This window comes from Campylobacter concisus (assembly GCF_003048555.1).
Classification (GTDB): Bacteria; Campylobacterota; Campylobacteria; order Campylobacterales; family Campylobacteraceae; genus Campylobacter_A; species Campylobacter_A concisus_AO.
In genome coordinates, this window is the sequence record NZ_PIRR01000008.1 from 1 (window position 1) to 24,964 (window position 24,964).

Here is a 24,964-nt window from a genome sequence, read left to right on the forward strand (position 1 = left end):
AGCTAAAATCGAGCAAAATTTAAAACTAACGAGGATAAAAATGCAAAATTTAGATATAAGAAAGGCATATCTTGATTTTTTTAAATCAAAAGGTCATGAAGTCGTAGCTTCTGCACCACTCGTGCCAAACGATGCAACACTACTTTTCACAAATGCTGGCATGGTGCCATTTAAGAGCATTTTCACAGGCGAAGTGCCGCGCCCAACACCACCTATTCGCACTAGCTGTCAGACCTGCATAAGAGCTGGCGGAAAGCACAACGACCTAGATAATGTAGGCTATACAGCACGCCACCACACATTTTTTGAAATGCTAGGAAATTTTAGCTTTGGCGAATACTTCAAAAAAGAGGCGATCACTTACGCTTGGGAATTTGTTACAGAAGTACTAAAACTACCAAAAGATAAGCTTTATGTAACCGTTCATGAAAGCGATGATGAAGCATTTGAAATTTGGAGCTCACACATCGCAAAAGAGAGAATTTACCGCTTTGGCGATCATGATAACTTCTGGCAAATGGGAGATACTGGACCATGTGGCCCTTGTAGTGAAATTTTTTACGATCAAGGTGCTGAGCACTTTAACACACCTGAAGACTACATGGGTGGCGACGGCGATAGATTTTTAGAGATTTGGAATCTTGTTTTTATGCAGTATGAAAGAAGCGCTGATGGCAAACTAAGCCCACTACCAAAGCCAAGCATCGATACTGGCATGGGACTTGAGCGCGTTACTGCTATCTTGCAGGGTAAATTTAGCAACTACGACAGCACACTTTTTATGCCGCTAATTAACGAAGTAGCAAAGCTTTGTGGCAAGCCATACGTCTATGAAAGTGGCGCTAGCTACCGCGTCATAAGCGATCACATCCGCTCAGTCACATTTTTGCTAGCTCAAGGTACGACATTTGATAAAGAAGGCCGTGGCTACGTGCTTCGCCGCATCTTACGCCGTGCGATCCGTCACGGATACTTGCTAGGCATAAAAGAGCCATTTATGTATAAGCTTGTCGATAAAGTTTGCGAGCTTATGGGCGAGCACTACACCTATTTAAATGAGAAAAAAGCGGCTGTAAAAGAGCAGATAAAGCTTGAAGAAGAGAGATTTTTGGCGACAATCGCTAGTGGCTTGGAGCTATTTGAGAGCGAGCTTAAAAATACAAAAGAAATTTTTAGTGGAGAGGCTGCATTTAAGCTTTATGACACATTTGGCTTTCCGCTTGATCTAACAGCTGATATGCTTAGAGAAAAGGGTCTAAAGGTCAATGAAGCTAGGTTTGATGAGCTTATGAGCGAGCAAAAAGCACGTGCAAAAGCTGCTTGGAAAGGCAGTGGCGATAAGAGTGCGAAGGGCGATTTTAAAGAGCTACTTGAAAAATTTGGCGAGAATAAATTTATAGGTTACGAAGAACTTAAGAGTAAAAGTAAAATTTTAGCCCTGCTTGATGAAGAATTTAAAAATGTAGATAGTTTAGATGCTGGCAAAGAGGGCTGGGTGATGCTTGATGTCACTCCATTTTACGCTCAAAGTGGCGGTCAGTGCGGCGATAGCGGTAAGATAATTGGTAAAGCAAATGTGCTTGATACGCAAAAATTTCATGGACTAAATTTATCTTTAGTAAAAACTAATGCAACGCTAAAAGTTAGCGATGAAGTAGAGCTTGAAGTTGGCAGCGATAGAGCCCAGATCGCACGTCATCACAGTGCTACACACTTACTTCACGCAGCCCTTAGAAACGTGCTTGGCACGCATATCGCTCAAGCTGGCTCAAGTGTAGAAGCAGATAGGCTAAGGTTCGACTTCTCTCATCCAAAAGCACTTACTAGCGAAGAAATTTCAAAGGTCGAAAATTTGGTAAATGAGTGGATACTAAATGGTGCTAACTCAAAAACAGAACTTATGAAACTTGAAGATGCTAAAAATAGTGGAGCTATCGCACTATTTAATGAAAAATACGCTGATAATGTAAGAGTCGTTAGCTTTGGCGACGTCAGCAAAGAGCTTTGCGGCGGCACACATGTAAAAAATATAGATGAGATCGGATTGTTTTTCATCACAAAAGAGAGTGGCGTAAGTGCTGGCGTTAGGCGTATCGAGGCTGTTTGCTCAAGAGCTGCGCTAAATTTAGCAAAATCATTTAGAGCTGAGATTGATGAGCTAAAAGATGAGCTAAAGAGTGCCGAGCCAATAAATGCTGTTAAAAAGCTAAAAGGCGAGCTAAAAACGCTAAAAGATAAGCTAAAAAATGCTAAAAATTCTCACGCCCTAGCCTTTTTAAACGTAAATGAGACCAAGCTTTGCGTAGCTAGTATCGATGATAGCGATATAAAAACCTTGATAGACGAGTTTAAAAATGAGCATGAAAGTGCTGCTATTTTGCTAATCCAAGCCGATGAGAGTGGCAAAATTTCTCTTGCAGCTGGAGTCAAAAATGCTCCTTTAAAAGCTGGTGCTTGGGTAAAATTTGCAGCGCAAATCCTAGGTGGCAATGGCGGTGGCAAAGATGACTTTGCAACAGCCGGTGGCAAAGATGCATCAATGATAGAAGATGCGATAAAAGATTCACTTGAGTACGCAAGGCAATCCTTAGAAAAATGAGTCATTACGATATAGCTTTTATAAAATTTGACCAAGTAGTACTATTTTTGCATGTATGTTTTGTAGCTCTTTTTGTGGGGCTACAAGCCGGTCTTGTGCTTGTTGGAAGTTACTTTATAAAAAATAAATTTGAAGACAAGGAACGCTATCACATCTTACTTCACATTATAAGACGCTTTGGCATTGCGATTTTCATACTAATCCTTTGCGTGATAGCGACAAGTGTGGTTATAATTTTTGGATTTTATGATGCAAATTTGACAAATCCTATGGCAAGTGCAATGGTAGCAACAAAATGCGCAATAGAACTATTTTTACTATTAAATTTAAGCTATATATTTTATAGATACAAAAAGGCCTTAAAAGCACTAAGATCGCATGAAATGATCGAGCTAAATGAGAGTTTGATCGTTATAATTTATTACTTCACACCGCTAAATTTATTAGCTTCTCTAGCAGCCATTTATCTTGGCATAAGCTATAAGGTATTTTTATGATAATACTCGCTTCAAGCTCGCCAACAAGGGCAAATTTATTAAAAGATGCTGGCATAAATTTCACTCAAATTTCTTTCCAGTTTGACGAGAGCAAGATAGAAAAGAACGTAAAGCCTGAAATTTATGTCCAAAACGTCGTAAAAGCTAAAAAAGAGCAATTTTTAAAAGAAAACATGGGTCTTAAAAATTTGCTCTTTGCAGATAGCTGTGTGGCGTGTGGAGATAAAATTTTAGGTAAAGCAAAGGACGAAAAAGAAGCGATTGCCATGCTAAATTTACAAAGTGGCAACGAATGCAGTGTCTATACAGCGATGATATTTTTAGGCGAATTTGAGCTTATAAACGTAAGTAAGACTACGTATAAATTTAAAAAATTTGACGAGCATGACCTTAATGAATACATAAAAAATAATGAGTGGCAAGGCAAGGCTGGAGCCATGACGATAGAAAATTTTAATAAAAAATATATCATCTCCCAACACGGCGAAACCAGCACCGCTATGGGGCTAAATTTAAAAATATTAAAGGCATTTTTATGAAATATATCCTGGCATTTATCTTTATAGTTGCCATTTCGCTTGGCGGAGCATTTTTATATTTTTATTCGCAAGTTAGATTTGATGCTTACGCTATTATTGATTATAAACCAAAGCTTACAACGCAAATTTTTGATAGAAACAACGAACTCATCGCAAATATCTTTGAAGAAAATAGAATTTACGTAAAATATAACGACATCCCGCCACGTGTCATCGAAGCACTAGTAGCTATCGAAGATACGAGCTACTTTGAGCATGGTGGCATAAACGTAGAAGCTATGGCAAGGGCTGCCATAAAAGATATCAAGGCCAGAAAACTAGTCGAGGGAGCTTCAACACTAACACAACAGCTCATTAAAAATTTGGCTCTAAGCCGTGAGAAGAAATTTACAAGAAAGATAAAAGAGATCGTGCTTGCTATGAAGCTTGAAAGCGAGCTTAGCAAAGAAGATATCATCGAAAGATACCTAAATCATGTATATTTTGGACACGGCTACTACGGCATCAAAACGGCTGCGGAGGGATACTTTAGAAAAGAGCTAAATGAGCTAAGCATAAAAGAGATAGCGATGCTAGTTGGCATGCCAAAAGCGCCAAGCACCTATGATCCTACAAAGCACCTTGACCTCTCACTTAGCCGTGCAAACAGGGTCCTTGAGAGGATGTATAGCATCGGCTGGATAAACGAAGACGAGTACCGCAAGGGCGTGCTTGAAGAGCCAGCAGTCTTTGACGATACGCTCACAAGAAATAAAGCCCCTTACGTGGTCGATGAGATCATAAAAGAGGCTTCAAAGAAATTTGACGATATAAAAACTGGCGGTTACAAGATACAAAGCACAGTTGATCTAAACGTGCAAAAGATCGCTCAGGACGCTCTAGTCTATGGCTACAATGAAATTTTAAAAAGAGATAAAAAGGCAAATCCAGAGATGCTAAATGGTGCTATAGTAGTCACTCATCCACAAAGTGGTCAAATTTTGGCACTAATTGGCGGTATCGACTATGCGAAAAGTAGCTATAACCGCGCCACTCAAAGCAAGCGCCAGCCAGGATCTAGCTTTAAGCCATTTATCTATCAAATAGCACTTGACAGTGGCTACTCAGTCGTTTCTCAAGTGGCTGATATCGCCAGGACATTTGACATGGGTAATGGCAAAGAATGGACGCCAAAAAACTATAGCGGCGGCTTTCAGGGCTACATCACGATAAAATCAGCCTTAACCCAGTCTCGCAACCTCGCAACCATAAATTTACTAAACGATCTTGGTCTTAGCTCAGTTCGCAAACAGCTTACGGATATGGGCTTTAACGATATCCCTGAAAATTTATCAATCGCACTTGGAAGCTTTGGAATTTCACCACTTGACTTTGCAAAATTTTACTCGATGTTTCCAAACGATGGCGAAGTGGTCGAGCCAACACTTATTAAGCATATAGAAAATAGTTTTGGTGCGTCGATGGATTATGAACCACAAAGAAAGCAGGTGCTAAAACCAGAACAAGCATTTTTGATGACGACACTTCTTCAGAATGTCGTAAATAACGGCACTGGACGCAACGCAAAGGTAAATGGCATCCAGATCGCTGGCAAAACTGGCACATCAAACAACAGCATCGATGCTTGGTTTTGTGGCTATTCGCCTGATATCGAGGCCATCATCTGGTACGGAAATGATGACAACAGCCCTATGAAAAAGATTGAAGGCGGTGGTAGAACAGCCGCACCTGTGTTTAAGAAATTTATGGAAGGCTACATTAAGCTTTATCCTACTTTAAGACGTGCATTTGAGCAGCCAGACGGTGTTTATAAAGGCTATTATGGTGGCAGTGACGAATACTACACAAACGACTCACCGCTACCTCAAAATATACCGGCAAATGACATCATACAAGATCAAGAAAATGATGGATTATTATTTTAGGAAGATAAGATGAGGATTAAAATTTTACTTTGTTTGGTAGTTGCAAGCATTGCATATGGCGCCAACCTAAATACAGCCAGCAAAAATGAGTTGATGGAGCTTGGGCTAAGCAAAGGCCAAGCGTTAAACATTATAAAATACAGAAAAGCCCATAAATTTAAAAGCATCGATGAGCTTGAAAAAGTCCAAGGTATTGGCTTTAACGATATGCAAAAAGTTAAGGCAAAACTTAACATAAAAGAGAACGCAAAAGTCAAAAAATCTGAAGCAAAAAACTCCAAAGGCAAGAAAAAATAATCTTATTTTTTTATTTGAAATTTCTAGCCATTTACATTTGAGTCCTATTATTATGGCTTTTTATAAAATAATCCACTCTTTTTCTTATATTTGCCATCGTCTTTATCTTAGTTTTTGCTAGCATTTAATGAGCTTAAATTAAGAGCAAAAATTATCTCATTTTCTATAGTTGCGATAGCTACCATATTTTTATTAACGTCTAAAATTTTTATACCATTTTTTAGAGAGCATTCGAATTTAAGGACCGCATTGCTCCCATACTATCCCATCTACTCGGCTACAAAACTAGTAAAATCGATCACACAAAAATCACTACCTTTTACCTATGTAGCAGATGATGCGGTACTAGCTGATGATAAAAAGAAAATTTTAGCTTTGATAGTTGGCGAGACGCAAAGAAGTAAAAACTACTCACTAAATGGCTATGCTAAAAACAATACAAACAAATTTACCAAGCAAAATGATGTGGTAAGTTTTACAAATTTCTACTCATGTGGAACAGCCACAGAGACTAGTGTGCCTTGCCTATTTTCAGACTTAAAGCGAGAAAATTTTAGCAACCGCGAAGCAAAAGCTCGTGAAAATTTAGTTGATATCATCAATAAACTTGGCATAAAAACATACTTTTTTGGCAACAATAGCGGCGGTTGCAAGGGTGTTTGTGACAATCTTGATCAAAACCATACTTCAGATCATAGAGCAGAAAGCTTTGACGAAGTGATATTTAATGAAACAAAAAAGGTCATCGAAGATGCAAATTCCACCACCTTTATCGTGCTACATCTTCAAGGCTCGCACGGCCCTATCTACTACAAAGACTACCCAAGCAAATTTAAAGAATTTACCCCAACTTGCGATACTGCCGAGCTAAATAAATGCACGCCAGATGAGATAGCAAATACCTACGACAACACCATTTTATATGAGGACTATCTACAAAGTGAGCTGATAAACGCTCTTGAAGCAAGAAAAGACGAATTTGAAGTCACCATGTTCTTTTTCTCAGATCACGGAGAGAACTTAGGCGAAAATGACATATATTTACATGATCTACCTTACTCCATCGCCCCAGATGAGCAAAAAACACATCCCAGCCATCGTCTTTCAAGCGATAGAGAACTTTTAAAAAGGCTAAAAACTAGAAAAGATGAGAGCCTTTCACATGATTTTATATTTAGCTCAGTTCTTGGATATTTTGGTGTTAAGACTAAGGCCTATGAGCCAGAATTTGATATCTTTAGGAAGTAAATTTAAAGCCAGCCTAGGCAAAGCCTGAAGCTGGCGTAAATTTAAAAGCTGATCTCTTTTATATCAGCTACTTTTAGTATCTCACTATAAATTTGACCGATGACCGCGATGCGGTTGTTTCGCACTTTCTCGTTTTCAACATTTATCATAACTTTGTCAAAAAACTCATCGATCTGCGGTTTTAGAGCAAATAGCGCTTTTAGCCTTGGCTCATACGCCAGGCTCTTATCGACCGCTTTAAACGCATCATTTAGGACTTTTTCAGCATCTATCTCAAAGAGGTTCTCATCGACCTTGCTAAATTTATCATCTTTTATAATGTTTGCAAGGCGTTTAAATGTCGAGAAATTCTCTCTAAAGCTTGGCTTGCTAGAAATTTTAGCAAGTACCTCTATCATCTTTGTTAGCTCCAAGATATCCTTTTCGCCGCTTTTTATGCACGCTTTTACGATAGAAGCATTTGCATCAAAAAAGGTGTAGAGCCTATCAAGGATGAAATTTATAAGCACTTCAACGTCAAATTTCTTATAATCTTTTGCGATATCTTCTAAAATTTCTTTTACGTTAAATTTCAAATTATGCGCCAAAACGATCTTTATCACGCCATTTGCCGCACGCCTTAGAGCGTATGGGTCTTTGGTGCCACTTGGGATTTTGCCGATACTAAAGAGTCCCATTAGTGTATCAAGCTTATTTGAAAGCGCTACAACCGAGCTAAATACCTTGCTTGGGCACTGTGCCTCCTCGCCATCTGGCAGATATTGCTCTTTTATGGCTAAAACGACGTCTTCATCCTCGTTTTTTGCCTTTGCGTAGTAAGCGCCCATGATACCTTGAAGCTCGGTAAACTCATAAACCATCTGCGTTGTAAGATCAGCCTTGCTTAACATCACAGCTCGCTCAAGCTTAGCTTCGTACTCGCCAGCTTCTTTTTTGAGTAGCTCGTCATAGTTGCTAGCAAGCTTTTTAGCCACTTGTAGCTCTCTAAGCTCTTTTTCGTAGATACTTCCAAGCTCTTTTAGATAAGTTATATTTTTTAGTTTTTCTGGGCCAAATTCGTGCGCTAGGTCACTTTGCCAAAAGAACATCGCATCACTTAGTCTTGCTCTTAGCACCTTTTCGTTGCCCTTGATGATGAGCGAATAGTCCTGCGTTATGGCGTTGCTAACGACAACGAAGCCGTTTGCTAGCTTGCCATTTTTAAAGACTGGGAAGTAGCGCTGATTTTCTTTCATGGAAGTGATGATGACCTCGCTTGGCACCTCCAAAAATTCCTCTTCAAACGAGCCAAGAAGTGCTGTCGGATACTCGGTGATCGCCACGACTTCAGCTAACAAGTCTTTATCGATTTCGATCTTTAGCCCACTTTTTTGGCTAATTTTTTCAAACTCATCAAGGATTGTTTTTTCTCTCTCATCTGCCTCAAGCACGATGCCACGGCTCTTTGAGCCTTCAAAATACTCTTTTATGTTTGAAATTTTTATCTTGTCATAGCTGATACTTCTGTGTGGATAGGTTGAATCACCACTCTCAACGCCAAATTTATTAAAATTTATAACCTCATCGCCAAGTAAACACAAAAACGATCTTATCGGGCGGATAAATTCAAACTCTCCGTTGCCCCAGCGCATAGACTTGCCAAAGTTAAGACTCTTTAAAAACTCCTCAACCATCTCGCCCATTATCCTAGCAACCGGCTCACCTTTTACCTCTTTTTCGTAGTAAAGCACCTCTTTGCCGTCTATCTCTTTAAATTTAAGCTCGCTCTCGCTTATACCGCATTTATTTGCAAAGCTAAGCGCAGCCTTTGTGAAAGCTCCGTCTTTTAGTGCCACTTGCTTTGGTGCACCGATAAAGCTAGCTACGCTGTCAGGCTGAGATTGTGGAAATTTCTCATGGAAAAAGACCAAGCGACGCGGCGTATAATAAAATTTAAAAGGACTTACAAGATTATATTTTTCAAGAACAGCCTGCCATTTAGCATTGATATTTGGTAGCTCCCTTAAAAACGGTATCGCTGGAAGCTCCTCAACTCCAATTTCTAATAATAACTCTTTCATATTTCACTCTTTTTATTAAAATTTTCTCTTTTTTCTCTTACCATTTTTCTTGCCCTCTCCTTCTCCTGTGACTGCAAAATGACGCCTCTTATCATAAAAATAAGAAATAAAACAAACGCCGTAATCATAAAAATATCTAAAATTTGCACTCTCTACTCCACAACGATTTGGTTTTCTCTCTTGTAAATTTTAACTCTCGCGTTTTCAAAATTATACTCGCCATCTTTTAGCTTTTTCTTGCTATAAACCCTGATCTTACCGTATGGTGTATGCAGGTAACCTCTCTCAAGCCTGCCCGAAATTTTAGCAAAGACATCGCCGCTTCTAGCTTCGCTTAATTGCGATGCATCTAGTAAATTTTCGCTAATATCTTTTGTGCCATGCTCATTTATGATCTCATAAGAGCTGACTTCAAGCGCATCTTTATAAATTTTCATTCGCCTTACTAAAACATCTAGCTCTTCGCCTACGATAACACTATTTTTAGGATCATAAACATAAATTCCACGGTGATTTTTCGAGATAATAAAGCCATGCTTATCTTTTAAGATAACAACCGCTTTTTCAATCACTGCTGGTACTGCCTCTGGATGATCAAAAAGCGTATCTACATCAGCCGTCTTATAGTCTTGTTCGCTTATTTTTTTATTGGCTTTGTTTTCATCTTTTTTAAAAATTTTACTCACAAAGCCCTTTTTTATTGGACTTGGATCAGTTGAAATTTTAAACTTTAATGCAAAGTGATCCGAGTAAAGGTCGCTCTTTGCAAAGCCTTTTTCATCGATTGCAAAGCTTGGTTTAAAGACTTCAAAACTGCCACTAACATAGCTTAGATCACCATTTTCCATAAAACTAGGTGAAAGTAAAACATGATCGATCGCTCTTTTTTTGCCATGCACTGCGTGAGAATATCTATCTTTTGGCTCAAGCTCTTTATAAAGATCATAAAAATTTCTCGTTGCAATGATGTCATTTAAGATGGACTTTTGTCCAAAGGGCGAGTTAAAATCACCCAAAATAATTGCGTTTTTCTCTTTGCCTAGAGCCGTTCTTAACGTTTTTTCAGCCTTTTTTTGCATATTTATACCATTTTTATAAGTTGGAAAGTGATTTACAAATATGCTAAATTTCTTACCTTCCGTCTCAAAAACAACCTTTAAAATATTTCTTGTCTTTACGTTTGGAACTTTAAAAATTTCACTGCCACTTGGCTGCAATTTTGAAATAAGCCCAAGCCCAACAGGCGAGTTTTTCTCCTTTGTAAAACTAACAAATTTATACTCGCTATCACTTACTAGAGCTTTTAAAACCTGCTCATTTTCGATCTCTTGAAGTGCGATAATGTCAGTATTTAGTGCATTTATGACTTGTCTTGTTCTTTGTAGTTTTGAATCAGCCGCCTCGCAGTCCCACTTTGATACGCCTACTTTAAAATCAAGATACTCGCTACCATCATCTTTGCAATCAAATAAATTTTGCACATTATAAGTTGCGATGCTAATTTCACTCGCAAATGCCACTAAAATGGTAAAAATTAAAGCAAAAACTACTCTCAAATCTCACTCCTAAAGTCAAATTCAGTGATATTTTGCCTGATCGCCTCATACGCGATGATACCAGCACTCATAGCTAGATTTAGACTTCTGCCCTCTTTTCCCATAGGTATGGTTATGGCATTTTTAAAATTTATATCCATAAATTCTCTTGGCAGCCCAGTACTCTCGCCACCAAAAAATATAAAATCTCCTGGCTTAAACTCGGCCTCGTAGTAAAGCCTATTTGTCTTTGTGGTAGCGAAGAAAAATCTATCCTTGTGGCTTAAGTTTGCTTCTAAAAATTCTTCCAAACTATCCCAAATTTTTGGATTTAAAATTTTCCAGTAGTCAAGCCCTGCTCGTCTAACAGCCTTTTCACTCAGATCAAACACGGTGGGTTTAACGATATGTAGCTTTAAATTTGCATTAACACACATTCTACCGATAGCTCCAGTATTTTGCGGTATCTGAGGATGAACTAAGACTATGTTAAACATAAGCTTTCTTTGCCTTAAAAGTGTTATAAACTAGCCTATTTTAGCCAAAATGGGCTTTTAAGAGTTTTAAAATTTAAGGATTTAAAATTTTTGCTCATTAAGATATTTTGAGATCGCAAGCTCTTTTTTACGTTTTATCTCTTTTGCGATCTCTTCGTTTTTAAAACCAGCTGATAAAATTTCTGCCACATCAACTTTCGCATCAAATTTTGCCTCATAAATTCCAAGCTTCACAGCACGCTCTATCCGCTCTTTATTATAAGCTCCAAGCCATGATTTTATAGGCATATTTAGGGCAATTTGCATTAGCTCTTTATCGCTTGGCATGTCCTTAAAATAAGGCTGCTTTAAGATAGAAAAGTAGCTTTTTGGCAGACGCATTTTCTCTAAAATTTCCTTTGCGTCAAGCTCAAATTTGCCAAACAAAAGATACAAAAATAATCTCTCATCATCCACAAATTCTCTAGCACTCTTAAGATCGCTTAAAAACCCATCATCTTTATAAATTTGCATACTAAAAATTTCTTTAAAAAGTCCAAGCTCAAAAAGATAGCAAGCTCCCTTTTCTAGATACTTTGCACGAAAAAATTTAATAAGCTCAGTATTTATCCTATCTCTACTTAGATGCTCTAAACTAAGGCTTTTCATAAGAGCTAGCGTCTCATCAGCTATGCTAAAATCAAGCCTAGAGCTAAATTGCACACCACGAAGCACCCTCAGTGGATCTTCTTTAAATTTTTCACTATCAATGTGCCTTAATGTCTTGTTTGCTAGATCTTGCTTTCCGCCGTAAAAGTCTAAAATTTCTCCATTAAAGATATTCATCATCATGGCATTTATCGTGAAATCTCGCCTAAGGCTCGCCATTTTGGGATCATTAATATAGCTTACTGCAAAGTCTTTGTGTGAATTTCCAGTTTTGCTCTCGCTTCTTGGAAGCCCAATGTCGTAGTTTTTGTATTTGTAAATGAAGTAGCTTTTACCAACACCGCTAGCGCCTATGCTAGCCATTAGCTCATTAAATTTAGCGGGCTTTATGTCATAAACTTCGATGTCATAATCGTAAATTTCTCGTCCCAAGAACGCATCTCTCACGCAGCCACCCACAAGATAAACACGTGAAGTAAATGGGGCAAATAGCGATCTAAAAAAGTCTAGCTCACTATTTTTATAAATTTCATTTTTGATTTTTATCTCATTTTTTGAGCCGTCCAATGGCTTATTTTGAGAGATTTTGGAGTCTATTTTCGATATTTGCAAGGGTAAATTCTAAAAATTTTGTCGTTAGCTCAAGCCTTGAAGCAAGATTTTGTTCACTAGTTTGTTTAAGCCCTTCAAAAAGCACTTCTATGCGTTCAGCAAGATTTGCCAAGAAAATTTTCTCTTCGCTCACCTCTCTATTTTTTATTGGACTTACTGGCTCCTCTTTTACCTCAAATGCTTGCTCATTTTGTAAATTTGTCTCAACTTTTAGCTCGTTATTTAGTGCATTTTCATTAGACTCTATAGCCAAAAGCTCTTTTTTTAAATTCTCTCGCTCAAGCTCTTCTTGCTTTTTACTTTGCAATGCTTCTATTTTCTCAAGCTCAGCGCTAACCTCGCTGATTGCCATTCTAGCGATATCATCAAGTTTCATAATCTTATCAACCACCTTTTAAATTCATTTATCTCTTCATCACTTTTCATCGCTATAAAAAACTCTTTCATTTGCTCGTTTTTTATCGCTCGCTCTTTACGAAGTCCGCTCAGGCGGTTTATCGCGCTAAGAGCGTCTTTATTTGACGGATCTTGCTTTAAGATATTTTTATAAATTTCAAGTGCATCATCTTTTAGCCCCTGAGCTTCGTAGATCAGTGCTTCAGTGATTGTGTTTTTCATTTTTTAATAAATCCTGCGATAACATCGCCTATCTCGCTAGTTGAGCAAACCTCAACTGCGTTAAAAGCAGCGATATCTTTTGTTCTATAGCCTTTTGCAAGCGCCTCTTTCACAGCATTTTCTATCGCATCTGCGGCTTCATTTTCACTAAATGCATATCTTAGCATCATAGCTGCACTTAAAATTGTTGCGATTGGATTTGCTATGCCCTGCCCTGCGATATCTGGTGCTGAGCCGTGTATTGGCTCATAAATTCCCACTTTACCGCCCATGCTAGCGCTTGGCAAAAGTCCTATCGAGCCACAGACCATACTCGCTTCGTCACTTAAGATGTCGCCGAATAAATTTTCAGTAAGTATGACATCAAAATTTGCTGGCGCTCTTACTAACTGCATCGCCGCATTATCCACATACATAAAGCTAAGCTCTACTTCAGGGTAATTTTTAGCCACTTCGCTAGTCACCTCACGCCAAAGCTGACTTGTCTCAAGCACATTTGCCTTATCGACCATGCAGACCTTTTTCTTGCGAAGAATTGCTGTTTCAAAGGCGATCTTTGCGATGCGCTCTATCTCCATTTTAGAATAAACCATCGTATTAAACGCTCTATCTTCGCCTTTTTCACGTGGCTGCCCAAAATAAAGTCCTCCAGTTAGCTCACGAACCACGACAAAATCAACGCCTCTTAAAACCTCTGGCTTTAGCGTGCTAGCATCCACTAGCTCATCAAAAACAATAGCTGGACGTAAATTTGCATAAGCTTCAAGCTCTTTTCTAATCTTTAAAAGCCCGCTCTCTGGCCTTAGATGTCTTGGCAAATTATCCCACTTCTCGCCACCGATCGCTCCAAAAAGCACAGCATCAGAGTTTAGAGCAGAGCTAAGCGTCTCATCTGGCAAAGGCACGCCAAATACATCATAAGCTGCACCGCCCATAAGCTTGTAGTCGTACTCAAATTTTATCCCAAACTCAGCGCTAACGACATCTAAAATTTTTATAGCTTCATCTATGATCTCAGGACCGATGCCATCGCCTTTTATAACACAAATTTTATATTCTCTCATTATTTAATCCAACTTTACTTTTGCGTATTCTATAAGTCCGCCGGCGTTTAGAAGCTCTTGCATAAACGGCGGTATAGGGCTAAATTTATACTCTTTGCCGCTGGTTAAATTTACGATCGCGCCGTTATCTACGTCTATTTTTAGTTCGTCGCCCTCGTTTATCTCGTCCGTTTCTTTGATTTCCAGTATCAAAAGTCCCGTATTAAAGCTATTTCTATAAAAAATTCTCGCATAACTTTTAGCTATCACTGCGCCTATACCGGCGGCTTTAAGCGCAATAGGAGCGTGCTCGCGAGAGCTACCGCAGCCGAAATTTTCGCCCGCTACGATAATATCGCCCTTATCTATCTTGGAGCTAAAATTAGGATCGGCATCCTCCATTATATGTTTTGCTAAGATATTTTCGTCGGAAGTATTTAAGTATCTGGCGGCGATAATTATATCGGTATCGATATTGTCGCCGAATTTCCAAACTTTATTCATCGTTTCGCCTTTTTTAAATTTTCGAGATTTTAGCCAAAAGTAGCTAAATAATTCATCAAACGGCGAATAAAATTTGTGGCCCAAACGGCTAAAGGGCAAGGCAAAGGGCGCTAAACGCCCCTTTTTATTTTTTTAAATTTAAAGAACACCTGCCTAGGAATTTACACGCCGGGCAAAAACCCGTAACGCCGACGATAATCGGGATTAACCCGATTAACGCCCAGTAGCTCTCGTAAAAATACCAAACCGCTACCGTAAAAATTAGCCCCAGTACGACCCTAATAATTCTACTTTTTACGCTTACCATATTTTTACCTTTTCTTAAAAATTTTATAAAGCGGGCAGTAGCCATAATATCCCGTTAAAAGCGGAATTAGCCCGACCGTCCACAACCAGCAGTCGCAAATAAATCCGAAAATAAAAAACCAAATCGCCGCTATAATCAAACGTATAGTTTTATCTAAAACGCTCATTTTATCTCCTTTAAGCCAAAGCTTTTAGCATTCCGTTCATAACCATAGGTTTAAATCCGTAAATTTTAACCAGCCAACTCATATAGCTCTCCCTGGTAGCGCCGAAGCACTCTAACGTCGGAGCCGTTCCCTCCCAGTCGAACTCTACCATTATAGCCTTGCCGTATTTGGTAATAAAAGGGCAAGCCGTATATCCGGTAAATTTCTCGCTAGGTTCTCGTCCTTTTATCGTATCGGCTAAATTTTTAGCTAAGATCGGATACATTTTCCTAACGCTAGCCCCCGTTTTACCGGCCGCAAATCCGCAAATATCGCCGATACCGAATATATTTTTAAATTTTGTACTTTGCAGGCTGTATTTATCGACGGCTAGAAAATTTAGTTTGTTGCCCTCTTTGGTTAGGCCGGCGCGAGCTAAAATTTCGCTTCCTTTTTGCTTAGGCGGCAAGTGAAGCCAGTCGTATTTTACGTCGATTAGCTCAGACGCGATTTTATCTTCGCCGTTTTGTCTATACGCCGTCCAAAACTCGAAAGTAGCGGTATTTGAGCTTTTATCGACGGCTACGATTTGGTGGCGAAGATTAAATTTTATCTTTCTTTTTATCATTATTTGAGTCATCGCCGCGGCATAAGTCGGATCGCCAAAAAGCTTGCCGCCGCCGACGTAAAGATTAACGCTGCCTTTATCGCGGTTGCCGGCCAACCTCAGCCTATCTTCGCTCATGCATATTACTTTTTTATTAGCGCCGCTACATTTCATCGGGGTTTTTTGATCGCAAAATACCGCCGAGCCGCCGTTTTGAGAGAAATTTTTCATCAGCTCGTTGCTCTTTACGGCGCCTTGTAGAGTGTAGACGGAGGATATATTGCCGCTCGTATCGTTAATATCCTCTAAGCTTAGCCCCTTAACGGCTTCAAAGTCGTATTCCACGCCGCTTGCTACGATTAGATAATCATACCCCATCTCGCTCCCGTCATCTAAGACGAGTAGATTGGCTTCGGGCTTTATCTCCGATACGTTTTTGCGTATCCACTCGGCTCCTTGCGGAATATAATCCGCTTTTTCGTAAACGACGTCGCTAGCTTCGTAAATTCCGACGGCGATTAGCGTAAAGCCCGGCTGATAGTAAAATTTCTCGTCTTTATCCACGAGAATTACCTTGGCGTTAGGCATATCTCTTCTAAGTTTAGCCGCCAACGCGATACCGCTAAGTCCCGCGCCCATTATGACGATTTTAGAATTTATATCGTCGTTTTCGCCGCCCGTTGCCGAGCAACCGCTAATACTCGCGGCTAGTCCCGCGGCCCCCATTAGCTTTAAAGCGTCTCTTCTTTGCAGTCCTTTCATAAATTCTCCTTTTAAACGAGTTTATGAAATGCTACCTAAAAAAGGCCGCTCTCTCCGTAACAAAGTTACCTTAAAACGAGAATTTTAAGAAACTAGCCTTATTTCGCCGCGGCTTTGCGTTATTTGTCCGCTTCTCTCAAGCTCTTTTAGCACCCTAGATACCGCCTCTCTAGCGCTTCCTAGATGATTCGCCAGTTCTTCGTGAGTTATTTTTATAAAATTCTCGTTTAGATTTTCGATGTTTTGGGATAAAAAATTCATAATCCGCGCCGAAAGCGGCGAAAACAAAGCCTGTTCCATAACGTTTATCGTTCTGGCAAACCGATCGGCTACGATTTTTAGAGTAAAATTTAAAATGCTCGGATATTTTTCTTTAAGAGGTTTGTAAATTCGCGCCGGAATAACGATGATCTCGCTATCTTGCTCGATTTCGACGCTTACTTTATTTTCTAGCGAATTTATAGAACACGTATCGCACAGCACGCAACTCTCGTCTTTAGTTAGCCTAAATATCGTTATTTCCTTTGCGCTAGACGACACGAACGCCCTTAAAACGCCTTTTAGTATAAGGATAAATCCGAAGCAATCGTTTCCGGAGTAAAATATATCGCCCTTTTTTACGGTTTTTAGATACGCGTTAGCAAAGATCGCATTTAGATCCTCGCTTGCTAGATCGAAATTATTCGTAAATCTCTCGCGCAAAATTTCTTTTAACTCTTCGCTTAGCATTTTGCCCTTTCGTGACTTCGTTACAAAAATTTAACCTTATTATAGGTAATATTGCATAAAAATTTAATACGAAAAGAAAAACAATGCACGACGTTAAGCAAAACGACTCGCAAAGCAAAATAAAATCGCTTCCGATTATGCTTTTTGCCGGTACTATGGGGCTTGGAGGGCTTTGCGCGGCTTATAAGAAATTAAGCGAGATATTTGATTTACCGAGCGAGATATTCTCGGCGCTTAGAGCGCTAGACTGCACGGTATTTTGCCTGCTTTCGGCGTTTTACTTCTTTAAGCTTTTAAAATTTAAAGAAGAGGTAAAGGCCGAATTTTCGCACCCCATAAAGGTAAATTTTTTCGGCGGATTTATCATCTCGCTTTTTCTTTTAGCTCTAGCCTACAAAGACGCGCCGCGATTATACTACTCGCTTTTTTACGCGGCTTTAGGCTTACAAACGATTTTTACGCTTTACGTAATTTCTTTTTGGATCGACGAAAAATTCGATATCGCGACGCTAAATCCGGCATGGTTTATCCCCGTAGTAGGCAACTTGCTAATCCCGATCATAGCCGAAAAATCTCAAGCGATCTGGTATTATTTTAGTTTGGGGTTATTTTTCTGGATTATTTTATTCGCCGTTATATTTTATAGGTTAGTTTTTTGCGATAAGCTAGCCGACAAATTCGTCCCGACGCTAGTCATTACGCTAGCGCCGCCGGCTATGGCGTTTTTGGGATACGTAAAATTAACCGAGCGATTCGACGCTTTTGCGGCGATACTGCTTAATATAAACGTATTTTTCGCGGCGCTTATACTTTTTTCGTATAAAAGATTTATTGAACTCAAATTCGCCCTATCGTGGTGGGCTTTTACCTTTCCGACGGCCGCTAGCTCCATAGCGTTTTTAAAAGCTTACGAAATTATGCAAAGCGATTTTTATTTAGTTTTAGGCGTCGGCGCTTTTGCGGTTCTAGTCGCTTCGATTTTGATAGTCGGATTTTTAACGGTTAAATCCATAATAAACGGCGAAATTTTTTCGGAAAAATAGCCTTAGCTCAAAATTTACTTTAGTAGTATTCGTAGCTGATTTCCAGCTTTTTATATAGGCCGATTTCCGTTATGTCGCCGTTTTCGTAGTATTTGTCCGCGGGCTTAAATTTGACCGAGGTTTTACGCGTCAAATTACCCCGCTCGTCCCTCGTTATGTCTTTAAACTGCAAGATTTGCCAGATTTTTGCCTCGGAGCCGAAGTAATTTACCGACGTATACTCCATCTCGTCGCCGTTTGCGGCGTAGTAATAAACCCATTTTGAGCCCGGAGCTTGCGTGATTTTTTCGTATTCGCCGTTTGGCTTGCGCTCGAAGCTTATCTCTATGCCGTGCCGCGGCTCCATATTATTTTCTATCCGCGTTAAAACGCCATTTTCGTCGTAGACGTAGCTATCGTCCGTCACTGGCGTCCCGCCCGAATACGCCGCCCTAGCGATCATTTTGCCGTCCTTGCCGTAAGTAGTTTTCTCCGTGCGGGGGTAAAATTTATCCTCCACATGCTGTTCTTTGGCCGTTGCGACTAAATTTTCGCCGTCAAATTCGTATTCGTAGAGATAAACGGCGCTATCTTGATATTTTTTGCGCACTAGCCCGTCTTTGCCGTACTCAAACAAAACCGAGCCGTTCGGTACGCCGTTTATGTGTTCGGTTTCTTGCACTATATAGCCGTTTTCGTTAAACTCCGTCCGCTTTACGCGCGTATTTTCTAGCGCGCCAGAGCCGTCTATAGAGTATTCGTACTCCGTAGCCGTCATGCTTTTGACCTCGCCTTTTAGCTCTCTTTTACTCCAATCACTTTGCGGTAAAACGGCCGAGTTTAGATAGCAAACCGCCGATGCCGCCGCTAAAATAGTCTTTAAAATTTTCATTTTTATCCTTTTTCAAATCACGCAAAGCCTAGATTAATTTAGGTTAAATTTCGCCTAATTTAGCCCAAAAAGCGACAATACCAGTAAAATTCTATCTTTTACGAGTTTAAATCCGCGCTTGAAGAGGCGAATTTTCATTTCGGCAGTTTATTAACTTAAGCTTCGTTTGCCTTTTTAAAAATTTCTCTCATCTCTTCTTCGCTAAGCGGCTCAACCAGTATATTTGCGGCGTCTATAAAGCGATATTTTTCTTTTGGCAGATTTGCCATAAAAGCGCCATATTCGCATTCGCCGAGCACGTGCGCGTCCCTATCGTCTACGCCGACTACTAGCGTAAGTATCCAGCGCGAGACCTTGCGCTCTCCTAGAACTTCTTGCGCCTGCCACGACGGAGAAGGGGCGTAAGGCAAGATAGTCGGTAAATTTTCGCTAAGCGTATACGCGCCAAAAATTTCGTTGCCGTCTTTATCTTTGTATAAATTCTCTCTTGCGCTATAAGCGTCAAGATACTGCACCCGCCTCATCATCTCATCAAATCTAGCCGCAGGGCTGGCACTTGCAAAAATTTCACCTATCATAACCGCGTCAAACGCCACGTCGCGCTCCACGCCATAGATATAAAGCGTTTGATTTTTCTCTTTTGCGTCCTTTAGAGCTTCAAGCCCCCACATTATGTCAGCTTCATAATCAAATTTTAAAATTTGCTTTTCATCGTAAATTTCCTCGTTGTCGCGCTCTATTTTCGAGCCGGTTTTGGTTGAAATTTTAGAAAGAAACAAAATCGCCGTCTGCCAGTCGCCAACGCCGCTTGGAGTACAGACTCGAACGATATATTTGCCGTCTTCGTAGCTTAGCTCAAAGCCGCGAGCACTCTTTTGCCATACGCCAGCAATCATCACGTTTTCGTTTAGCGAAAGCTCGCTCGGCTCGTTGTTTTGGCTATTAAAAAAGCAAAATCCCTCTATAAACTCTGAAATTTCACACTCGCTTAGCGCCTTTTCATATCCGCCAAAAAGCTTCTTTTTGTTTTTTACCTTGAATGTTACGCTCATAAATTCTCTTTTGCCTACTCTAAAACGTCATCACTTGATCGCACTGCCTAACCCACTCGGACAAGATATCCATGCTGCCTTTCACCTCAGCCTCGAAATAAGGCTCTCCTGCATGCAAACCGCACCTCGTTTGGCAGCTACCGCAAACCTTTAGCATAGCGCCGCTAGCGTAAAGCTCTTTTAACATCGCTACTAGATCTACGTCGTAGTTTTCCGGCTTTTTGGTGCTATTTCGCGCAAGATCGACCGCGTCGTTCATTAGAAAAATTCTAACCTCTTCGCCTTTTTCTTTTAGCGTTTTAGCTAGCCTTAATGCGTTGTAAGCATTGTCGGTACCGTTGTATGGTTGATTTGTAAGTATAAATAGAAATTTTTTCATCTTTTTCTCCTTTTGCCAAAAATGTAGCGCAAACCGAGCAAATTTTAGTCAAGATATATAAAAAGAGGCTAAATTTATCTAAAAAGTAAAAGTACGCCGATCGTGCAAACGATAATGGCGGTGCAAATTTCAAGTAGCCTTAGGTGCGTTTGTAAAAATTTCTTCAGCATAGCTCCGCCAAGTGCGTAGATATTTAGCGAGCAAAACTCGATGAAAACGAGCGTTACCGTAATCAAGCACATACGAGTTAGGCTAAAGGGATCGTCTTTATCCAAAAATGTAGGCAGTAAAGCCGAGAAAAATATCCATGCCTTTGGATTTGTGACGCAAACGATGAGACCGTTTATAAACATCTGCTTTTTGCTTGGTAAATTTGAGACGTTTGTTACGCTAAGCTCGCCCTTGCCAAAAAGAAGCATCGCGCCAAGATAGAGCATATAAAGCCCTGCGATGATGTTTAGCGCCTTAAATGCGTACTCAAAATGATGAAGCACCGCGCCCACGCCAAGCATACAGCAAAATGCCACGAAAGCAAGCGAAAGAAGCTGTCCGGTCATCATAATAAGCGAGTACTTATAACCAAAGCTCATACCGATACTCATCGCATAGGTCATGTTAATACCGGGCATTAGCGAGATAGGAGCAAGCGTGACGAAAAAGAGTAAGAAGTCCATAAAAAGCCTTGAAATTTAGCTAACAAATATAAAATTTTAAGCTATAGATCAGATCCAGCGATCAAATTTATAGCTTAAATTTAAAAGGCGGACCAAGCCGCCTCTTTTTAGTGAGTTAAGAAATACTCTTGAATTCTGGCTTTGTCGCTTGTTTTTGTAAGCGCAAGCATCAAAAGCACTCTGGCTTTTTGCGCATTTAGATTATCGCTTGTTAAAAAGCCGTATTTGCCGTCGTCCACCTCGCCGTTCATAGTTGTTTCGCCGCTTCCTACACGTGAGTCACGAACTACCACTATGCCAGCTTTTGAAGCCTCACCAAGTGCATCAAGCACGCTAAAATAAGGGTTGCCATTGCCAAGGCCAGCGCTAACTATGCCTTTTGCGCCGTTTTTAACAGCTATGTTTACAAAGTCAGGGTTATCATTTGCATGAGAGTAGATGATATCGACTCTTGGAAGTTCTTTTACGCCCTCTAGGTCAAATGCTGATTTTGCTGTGTGTTTTCTGATCGGATTCATATAGTATTTTACGTTACCATAAAAGACTGTGCCGATTTTGCCACTGTTTGGTGATTTAAATGTATCAACGCCTGTTGTGTTGGTTTTGGTTACCTCTCTAGCAGCGTGAATTTCGTCATTCATAGTGACCACAACACCCTTGCCTACGCTATCTTTACTAATAGCTACGTTTACAGCGTTAAATAAATTTAGTGGACCGTCTGCGCTTAGTGAGCCGCTATTTCTCATCGCACCTACAAGCACGACTGGCTTGTCGCTTTTAACGACTAAATTTAGAAAGTAAGCTGTCTCTTCCATAGTGTCTGTGCCGTGAGTAACGACGATACCATCGGCTTTGCCGCTATTTAGAAGTTCGTTGATTCTATTTGCAAGCTTAAGCCAAACTTCGTTGTTCATATCTTGTGAGCCGATATTTGAAATTTGCTCGCCTTTTATGGTAGCGATCTTGTTGATATCTGGCACAGCTGCAATTAGTTTATCGACCGTAACAGTTCCTGACGTATAGCTCGAATCAAGCGAACCTGAACCGCTTCCTGCTATCGTTCCACCAGTAGCTAGTATGTAGATGGTTGGCTTTGCAACCGCTAAAGTAGCACCTAAAATCATGAGTAACACCGCCTTAAAGATTAAACGCATTTTAGCTCCTTTGCATTAAAATTTGCAAAGTCATTATAATGCCATTTATTTAAAAAAATTATTAACTTCTAAATTTTATATTTATTTAAAAAATTCTTATCAAAAACATATAAATTCCGGTTGAAATAACTATGCTAAGAAGGGTATTTTTAAATTTTAAATGCATCAAAATAGCTGTAAAAACTGCTACTATCTCGCTTAAGCCGTACGGAAACTCGCTAAATTTCGTATCTTTTAAGCCGTAGCAGACCAAAACGACCATTATCATCATACCCATATGCTTCTCAATGGCATCTAAATAAGGGTTTGGCTTATAGTTTCTTAATGCATAAAATGGCGTTGCCCTCGTTATAAAAGTAGCTATGGCGCTTAAAAGCACCGCCACAAAAAGCACCATCTCGCTTGAGCTTACACTTATCAAATTTTATCCTTAAACAAAAGCAAAAATACAAAACAAAGCGTCATCGAGCCAACAAGCACAAATTTAGCCGGAAATAGGCTCACTCCAAGCACGCCAAAAAAGACCGCCGCAAAGAGCACGCGGTAGTTTTTATCATTTTTAAACATCTCGATGACGACCACTATAAAAAGCGCTGTTAAGCTAAACTCAAGCCCCTTCGTATCGGCCTTGATAAAGTCACCAAGTATCGCTCCAAGCAGCGTTCCAGCCGCCCAGTATGACCAAGAAAGCACATTTAGCCAGGTAAAGACAAAACTTCGATCACTTGCATCTTTTAGCCCCAAATTTTTAAATATCGCAAAGGTCTCATCTGTTAGCAAAGCGATGTTTAAGAGCTTAAATTTGATCCCGCTATACTCTTTTAAAAGTGAAATTCCATAAAAAGTGTGACGCAAATTTACAAGATAGCTCACGATAAAGACCTCAACGTAGCTCGTGCCCACGCTAAAAAGTGAGAGCATCATAAACTGCGCTGCTCCGCCGTATCCAAGCATGCTAAGCGCCATGGCGATAAATGCGCTCACTCCCATGCTCTTTGCCAGCACGCCAAAGGCGACGCCAAGCGGAAAATATCCCATAAAGATAGGAATGGATAGTTTAAAAACGTAGTTAAATGTCAAATTTTTGCCTTGATAAAAGCCGAAATGTTAGCAAAATTTGAAAAATTTAGAGTAAAAATAGAGTTAAATTTTATAAAATGATAGAAATTTTTGGAGTTAAAAGATGAAAAAGGTAATTTTAATTTTATTTTATATTCTTTTTTCTTGGGGTAAAAATTTTGATGCCACTAAGCTTGAAAGTGAGTGCGCTTTAAATAACGTAGAAAGCTGCACCGATCTTATATATATCTACCTTGACAAAAATGAGCGCGATAAAATGGCAGCTATGGCAAACAAGGCCTGTGAGCTAGGCAATCCACATAGCTGTCTATTTTTAGGAAATACATATCTACAAAGAGACACCCTAGCACAAGAAAAAGAAGAAGGGCTTAAGCTTTATAATAAGGCTTGCGAACTAAAAAATGCATTTGCTTGCTACACCCTTGCACTCATCTACGAAGCTGGAGATGCTGGTATACTGCAAGATAAAAATAGAGCAAAAAACTACTACAAAAGAGCCTGCGAGCTTGATTTGGAAGAAGCATGCAGTACGCTTAAAAATTTTTAATTAAGCAAAAGATGCTTTTACTCTTGCTTTGAAAAGCAGAAATTTTAGACAAGATGTGCCAAATTTTAATTTAGCCCAAATTAATGAGTCTATTTTATCGAGTCCTTACCTTTTGTCGTTTTATTTAAAAAGCAAAATACCTCAAGCGTAAAAGAAAGCAGTATAAGCCCAACGATAGCTAGAGTCGCGTTCATACTACCTACCTTTTAAGCCCATTTACTATTTCAAGCATCGAATCGCTCGTAGTTATCGCCTTTGAGTTTGCCTCGTATGCGCGCTGACCAGTGATAAGATCGGTCATCTCTTCAACTAGCTGAACGTTACTCATCTCGACAAATCCTTGTCTGATCGTACCAAGTCCGTCAAGTCCTGCCACACCTACCACAACATTACCGCTAGCGCTTGTTTCTAGGTAGTTGTTGTCGCCCATTGAGTGAAGGCCAGCTGGGTTTATGAAATTTGCTAGCTCGATCTGACCTATCTGAGCCATCTCTCTCTCGCCTGCTTGAAGCACTGACACGGTGCCATCTGTGCCGATAGAAATTTGCGTCGCATTCGCAGGCACGGTAATCTGAGGGATTAGCTGATAGCCATCGCTATTTACGATCGTACCGTTTGCATCAAGCTTAAATGCGCCATTTCTAGTATAGGCTGTCGTGCCGTCAGGAAGTTGAATCTGAAAAAATCCATTGCCAGCTATTACCATATCTAGGTTGTTGCTAGTCTCTTTAAAATAACCCTGAGAGAAAATTTTATTTACCGCCGTTGGACGCACACCAAGGCCCACTTCGATGCCTGTTGGGCTTGTGGTAGTCTGGCTTGTAGCCGTACCTGCATACTCCATGACTTGATACATAAGATCAGCAAATTCAGCCCTATTTTTCTTGTATCCATAAGTATTTACGTTTGCGATGTTGTGTGAGGTTACATCTATCTGCGTCTGCTGAGCTATCATGCCAGTGGCCGCAGTGTAAAGTGATCTCATCATAGTT

28 protein-coding genes are annotated in these 24,964 nt (G+C 39.9%); 8 read left to right on the forward strand and 20 right to left on the reverse strand.

Features of this window, described 5'->3' with window-relative positions:
* The first annotated feature begins 40 nt into the window (after positions 1-40).
* The 6 genes from alaS (at position 41) to CVS92_RS02265 (ending at position 7,105) form a co-directional block, all read left to right on the forward strand.
* Positions 41-2,599 carry an alanine--tRNA ligase gene (alaS, locus tag CVS92_RS02240; protein ID WP_107708129.1) on the forward strand — a complete coding sequence of 853 codons (2,559 nt, stop codon included), beginning with the start codon at positions 41-43 and terminating at the stop codon, positions 2,597-2,599.
* Entirely contained in the window at positions 2,596-3,096 is a 501-nt protein-coding gene (locus CVS92_RS02245; RefSeq protein ID WP_084042051.1) for a 3-isopropylmalate dehydratase, read from the forward strand. Before alaS ends, CVS92_RS02245 begins: the two co-directional genes overlap by 4 nt.
* Positions 3,093-3,635 (forward strand): septum formation inhibitor Maf, encoded by a 543-nt coding sequence (maf, locus tag CVS92_RS02250; protein WP_107686902.1) that lies wholly within the window; start codon positions 3,093-3,095, stop codon positions 3,633-3,635. The genes CVS92_RS02245 and maf overlap by 4 nt, the downstream gene beginning before the upstream one ends.
* The gene (locus tag CVS92_RS02255) at positions 3,632-5,560 is read left to right on the forward strand and encodes a transglycosylase domain-containing protein (RefSeq protein WP_107788369.1); all 1,929 of its coding nucleotides are present in this window, start codon (positions 3,632-3,634) and stop codon (positions 5,558-5,560) included. Before maf ends, CVS92_RS02255 begins: the two co-directional genes overlap by 4 nt.
* A gap of 9 nt (positions 5,561-5,569) precedes the next feature.
* On the forward strand, positions 5,570-5,857 hold the full coding sequence (locus CVS92_RS02260) for a ComEA family DNA-binding protein (RefSeq protein ID WP_107708126.1): 288 nt from the start codon (positions 5,570-5,572) through the stop codon (positions 5,855-5,857).
* A gap of 114 nt (positions 5,858-5,971) precedes the next feature.
* Entirely contained in the window at positions 5,972-7,105 is a 1,134-nt protein-coding gene (locus tag CVS92_RS02265; RefSeq protein WP_265094450.1) for a phosphoethanolamine transferase, read from the forward strand.
* Between the two features lie 41 nt (positions 7,106-7,146).
* Here the strand turns inward: CVS92_RS02265 and glyS are convergent, their stop codons facing one another.
* The 12 genes from glyS to CVS92_RS02325 form a co-directional block, all read right to left on the reverse strand.
* Complete coding sequence (gene glyS / locus CVS92_RS02270) at positions 7,147-9,165, reverse strand: glycine--tRNA ligase subunit beta (protein WP_107788370.1); 2,019 nt, start codon at positions 9,163-9,165, stop codon at positions 7,147-7,149.
* A gap of 152 nt (positions 9,166-9,317) precedes the next feature.
* Positions 9,318-10,721 (reverse strand): endonuclease/exonuclease/phosphatase family protein, encoded by a 1,404-nt coding sequence (locus CVS92_RS02275; RefSeq protein ID WP_107788371.1) that lies wholly within the window; start codon positions 10,719-10,721, stop codon positions 9,318-9,320.
* Complete coding sequence (locus CVS92_RS02280; protein WP_085658320.1) at positions 10,718-11,197, reverse strand: tRNA (cytidine(34)-2'-O)-methyltransferase; 480 nt, start codon at positions 11,195-11,197, stop codon at positions 10,718-10,720. The genes CVS92_RS02275 and CVS92_RS02280 overlap by 4 nt, the downstream gene beginning before the upstream one ends.
* 81 nt (positions 11,198-11,278) lie before the next feature.
* Entirely contained in the window at positions 11,279-12,457 is a 1,179-nt protein-coding gene (locus tag CVS92_RS02285; RefSeq protein WP_107788372.1) for a CCA tRNA nucleotidyltransferase, read from the reverse strand.
* The gene (locus tag CVS92_RS02290) at positions 12,417-12,833 is read right to left on the reverse strand and encodes a CiaD-like domain-containing protein (RefSeq protein ID WP_107788373.1); all 417 of its coding nucleotides are present in this window, start codon (positions 12,831-12,833) and stop codon (positions 12,417-12,419) included. The genes CVS92_RS02285 and CVS92_RS02290 overlap by 41 nt, the downstream gene beginning before the upstream one ends.
* A complete protein-coding gene (locus tag CVS92_RS02295) occupies positions 12,830-13,075 on the reverse strand; it encodes a hypothetical protein (RefSeq protein ID WP_021091490.1) in 246 nt (81 codons plus the stop codon). Before CVS92_RS02295 ends, CVS92_RS02290 begins: the two co-directional genes overlap by 4 nt.
* Positions 13,072-14,139 carry a 3-isopropylmalate dehydrogenase gene (gene leuB / locus CVS92_RS02300; RefSeq protein ID WP_107788374.1) on the reverse strand — a complete coding sequence of 356 codons (1,068 nt, stop codon included), beginning with the start codon at positions 14,137-14,139 and terminating at the stop codon, positions 13,072-13,074. Before leuB ends, CVS92_RS02295 begins: the two co-directional genes overlap by 4 nt.
* 3 nt (positions 14,140-14,142) lie before the next feature.
* The gene (locus CVS92_RS02305; protein WP_054196874.1) at positions 14,143-14,622 is read right to left on the reverse strand and encodes a 3-isopropylmalate dehydratase small subunit; all 480 of its coding nucleotides are present in this window, start codon (positions 14,620-14,622) and stop codon (positions 14,143-14,145) included.
* Positions 14,623-14,746: 124 nt separating this feature from the next.
* Positions 14,747-14,929 carry a DUF2892 domain-containing protein gene (locus tag CVS92_RS02310; RefSeq protein ID WP_072594653.1) on the reverse strand — a complete coding sequence of 61 codons (183 nt, stop codon included), beginning with the start codon at positions 14,927-14,929 and terminating at the stop codon, positions 14,747-14,749.
* A gap of 4 nt (positions 14,930-14,933) precedes the next feature.
* Positions 14,934-15,095 (reverse strand): DUF2892 domain-containing protein, encoded by a 162-nt coding sequence (locus CVS92_RS02315; RefSeq protein WP_021091464.1) that lies wholly within the window; start codon positions 15,093-15,095, stop codon positions 14,934-14,936.
* Positions 15,096-15,105: 10 nt separating this feature from the next.
* Entirely contained in the window at positions 15,106-16,443 is a 1,338-nt protein-coding gene (locus tag CVS92_RS02320) for an NAD(P)/FAD-dependent oxidoreductase (RefSeq protein ID WP_107788375.1), read from the reverse strand.
* Between the two features lie 84 nt (positions 16,444-16,527).
* On the reverse strand, positions 16,528-17,172 hold the full coding sequence (locus CVS92_RS02325; protein ID WP_107788376.1) for a Crp/Fnr family transcriptional regulator: 645 nt from the start codon (positions 17,170-17,172) through the stop codon (positions 16,528-16,530).
* 83 nt (positions 17,173-17,255) lie between these two features.
* On the opposite strand from CVS92_RS02325, the gene CVS92_RS02330 reads away from it, so the two are divergent.
* Positions 17,256-18,215 carry an SLAC1 anion channel family protein gene (locus CVS92_RS02330; RefSeq protein ID WP_107788377.1) on the forward strand — a complete coding sequence of 320 codons (960 nt, stop codon included), beginning with the start codon at positions 17,256-17,258 and terminating at the stop codon, positions 18,213-18,215.
* Between the two features lie 19 nt (positions 18,216-18,234).
* Here CVS92_RS02330 and CVS92_RS02335 read toward each other — a convergent pair whose 3' ends face one another.
* The 7 genes from CVS92_RS02335 to CVS92_RS02365 all read right to left on the reverse strand — a co-directional run bounded on the left by CVS92_RS02335 (position 18,235) and on the right by CVS92_RS02365 (position 23,425).
* Positions 18,235-19,086, reverse strand: coding sequence for a hypothetical protein (locus CVS92_RS02335; RefSeq protein WP_107788378.1), 852 nt, complete (start codon positions 19,084-19,086; stop codon positions 18,235-18,237).
* Between the two features lie 155 nt (positions 19,087-19,241).
* Entirely contained in the window at positions 19,242-20,138 is an 897-nt protein-coding gene (locus CVS92_RS02340) for a DUF4299 family protein (protein ID WP_107788379.1), read from the reverse strand.
* Positions 20,139-20,157: 19 nt separating this feature from the next.
* Positions 20,158-20,517: a DsrE/DsrF/TusD sulfur relay family protein gene (locus CVS92_RS02345; RefSeq protein ID WP_085658300.1), complete on the reverse strand. Its 360-nt coding sequence runs from the start codon at positions 20,515-20,517 to the stop codon at positions 20,158-20,160.
* A gap of 74 nt (positions 20,518-20,591) precedes the next feature.
* On the reverse strand, positions 20,592-21,191 hold the full coding sequence (locus CVS92_RS02350; protein WP_107788380.1) for a LysE family translocator: 600 nt from the start codon (positions 21,189-21,191) through the stop codon (positions 20,592-20,594).
* Positions 21,192-21,298: 107 nt separating this feature from the next.
* Positions 21,299-22,315, reverse strand: a complete 1,017-nt coding sequence (locus CVS92_RS02355; protein ID WP_413784233.1) for a type II asparaginase — start codon at positions 22,313-22,315, stop codon at positions 21,299-21,301.
* A gap of 115 nt (positions 22,316-22,430) precedes the next feature.
* A complete protein-coding gene (locus CVS92_RS02360) occupies positions 22,431-22,766 on the reverse strand; it encodes a branched-chain amino acid transporter permease (protein ID WP_103626875.1) in 336 nt (111 codons plus the stop codon).
* Positions 22,763-23,425 carry an AzlC family ABC transporter permease gene (locus CVS92_RS02365; RefSeq protein ID WP_107788382.1) on the reverse strand — a complete coding sequence of 221 codons (663 nt, stop codon included), beginning with the start codon at positions 23,423-23,425 and terminating at the stop codon, positions 22,763-22,765. Before CVS92_RS02365 ends, CVS92_RS02360 begins: the two co-directional genes overlap by 4 nt.
* A 103-nt stretch (positions 23,426-23,528) precedes the next feature.
* Here CVS92_RS02365 and CVS92_RS02370 point away from each other — a divergent pair, with 103 nt between their 5' ends.
* Positions 23,529-23,972, forward strand: a complete 444-nt coding sequence (locus CVS92_RS02370; protein ID WP_107788383.1) for a tetratricopeptide repeat protein — start codon at positions 23,529-23,531, stop codon at positions 23,970-23,972.
* Between the two features lie 199 nt (positions 23,973-24,171).
* Here CVS92_RS02370 and flgG read toward each other — a convergent pair whose 3' ends face one another.
* Positions 24,172-24,960, reverse strand: coding sequence for a flagellar basal-body rod protein FlgG (gene flgG / locus CVS92_RS02380; protein ID WP_107788385.1), 789 nt, complete (start codon positions 24,958-24,960; stop codon positions 24,172-24,174).
* Positions 24,961-24,964: the final 4 nt, after the last annotated feature.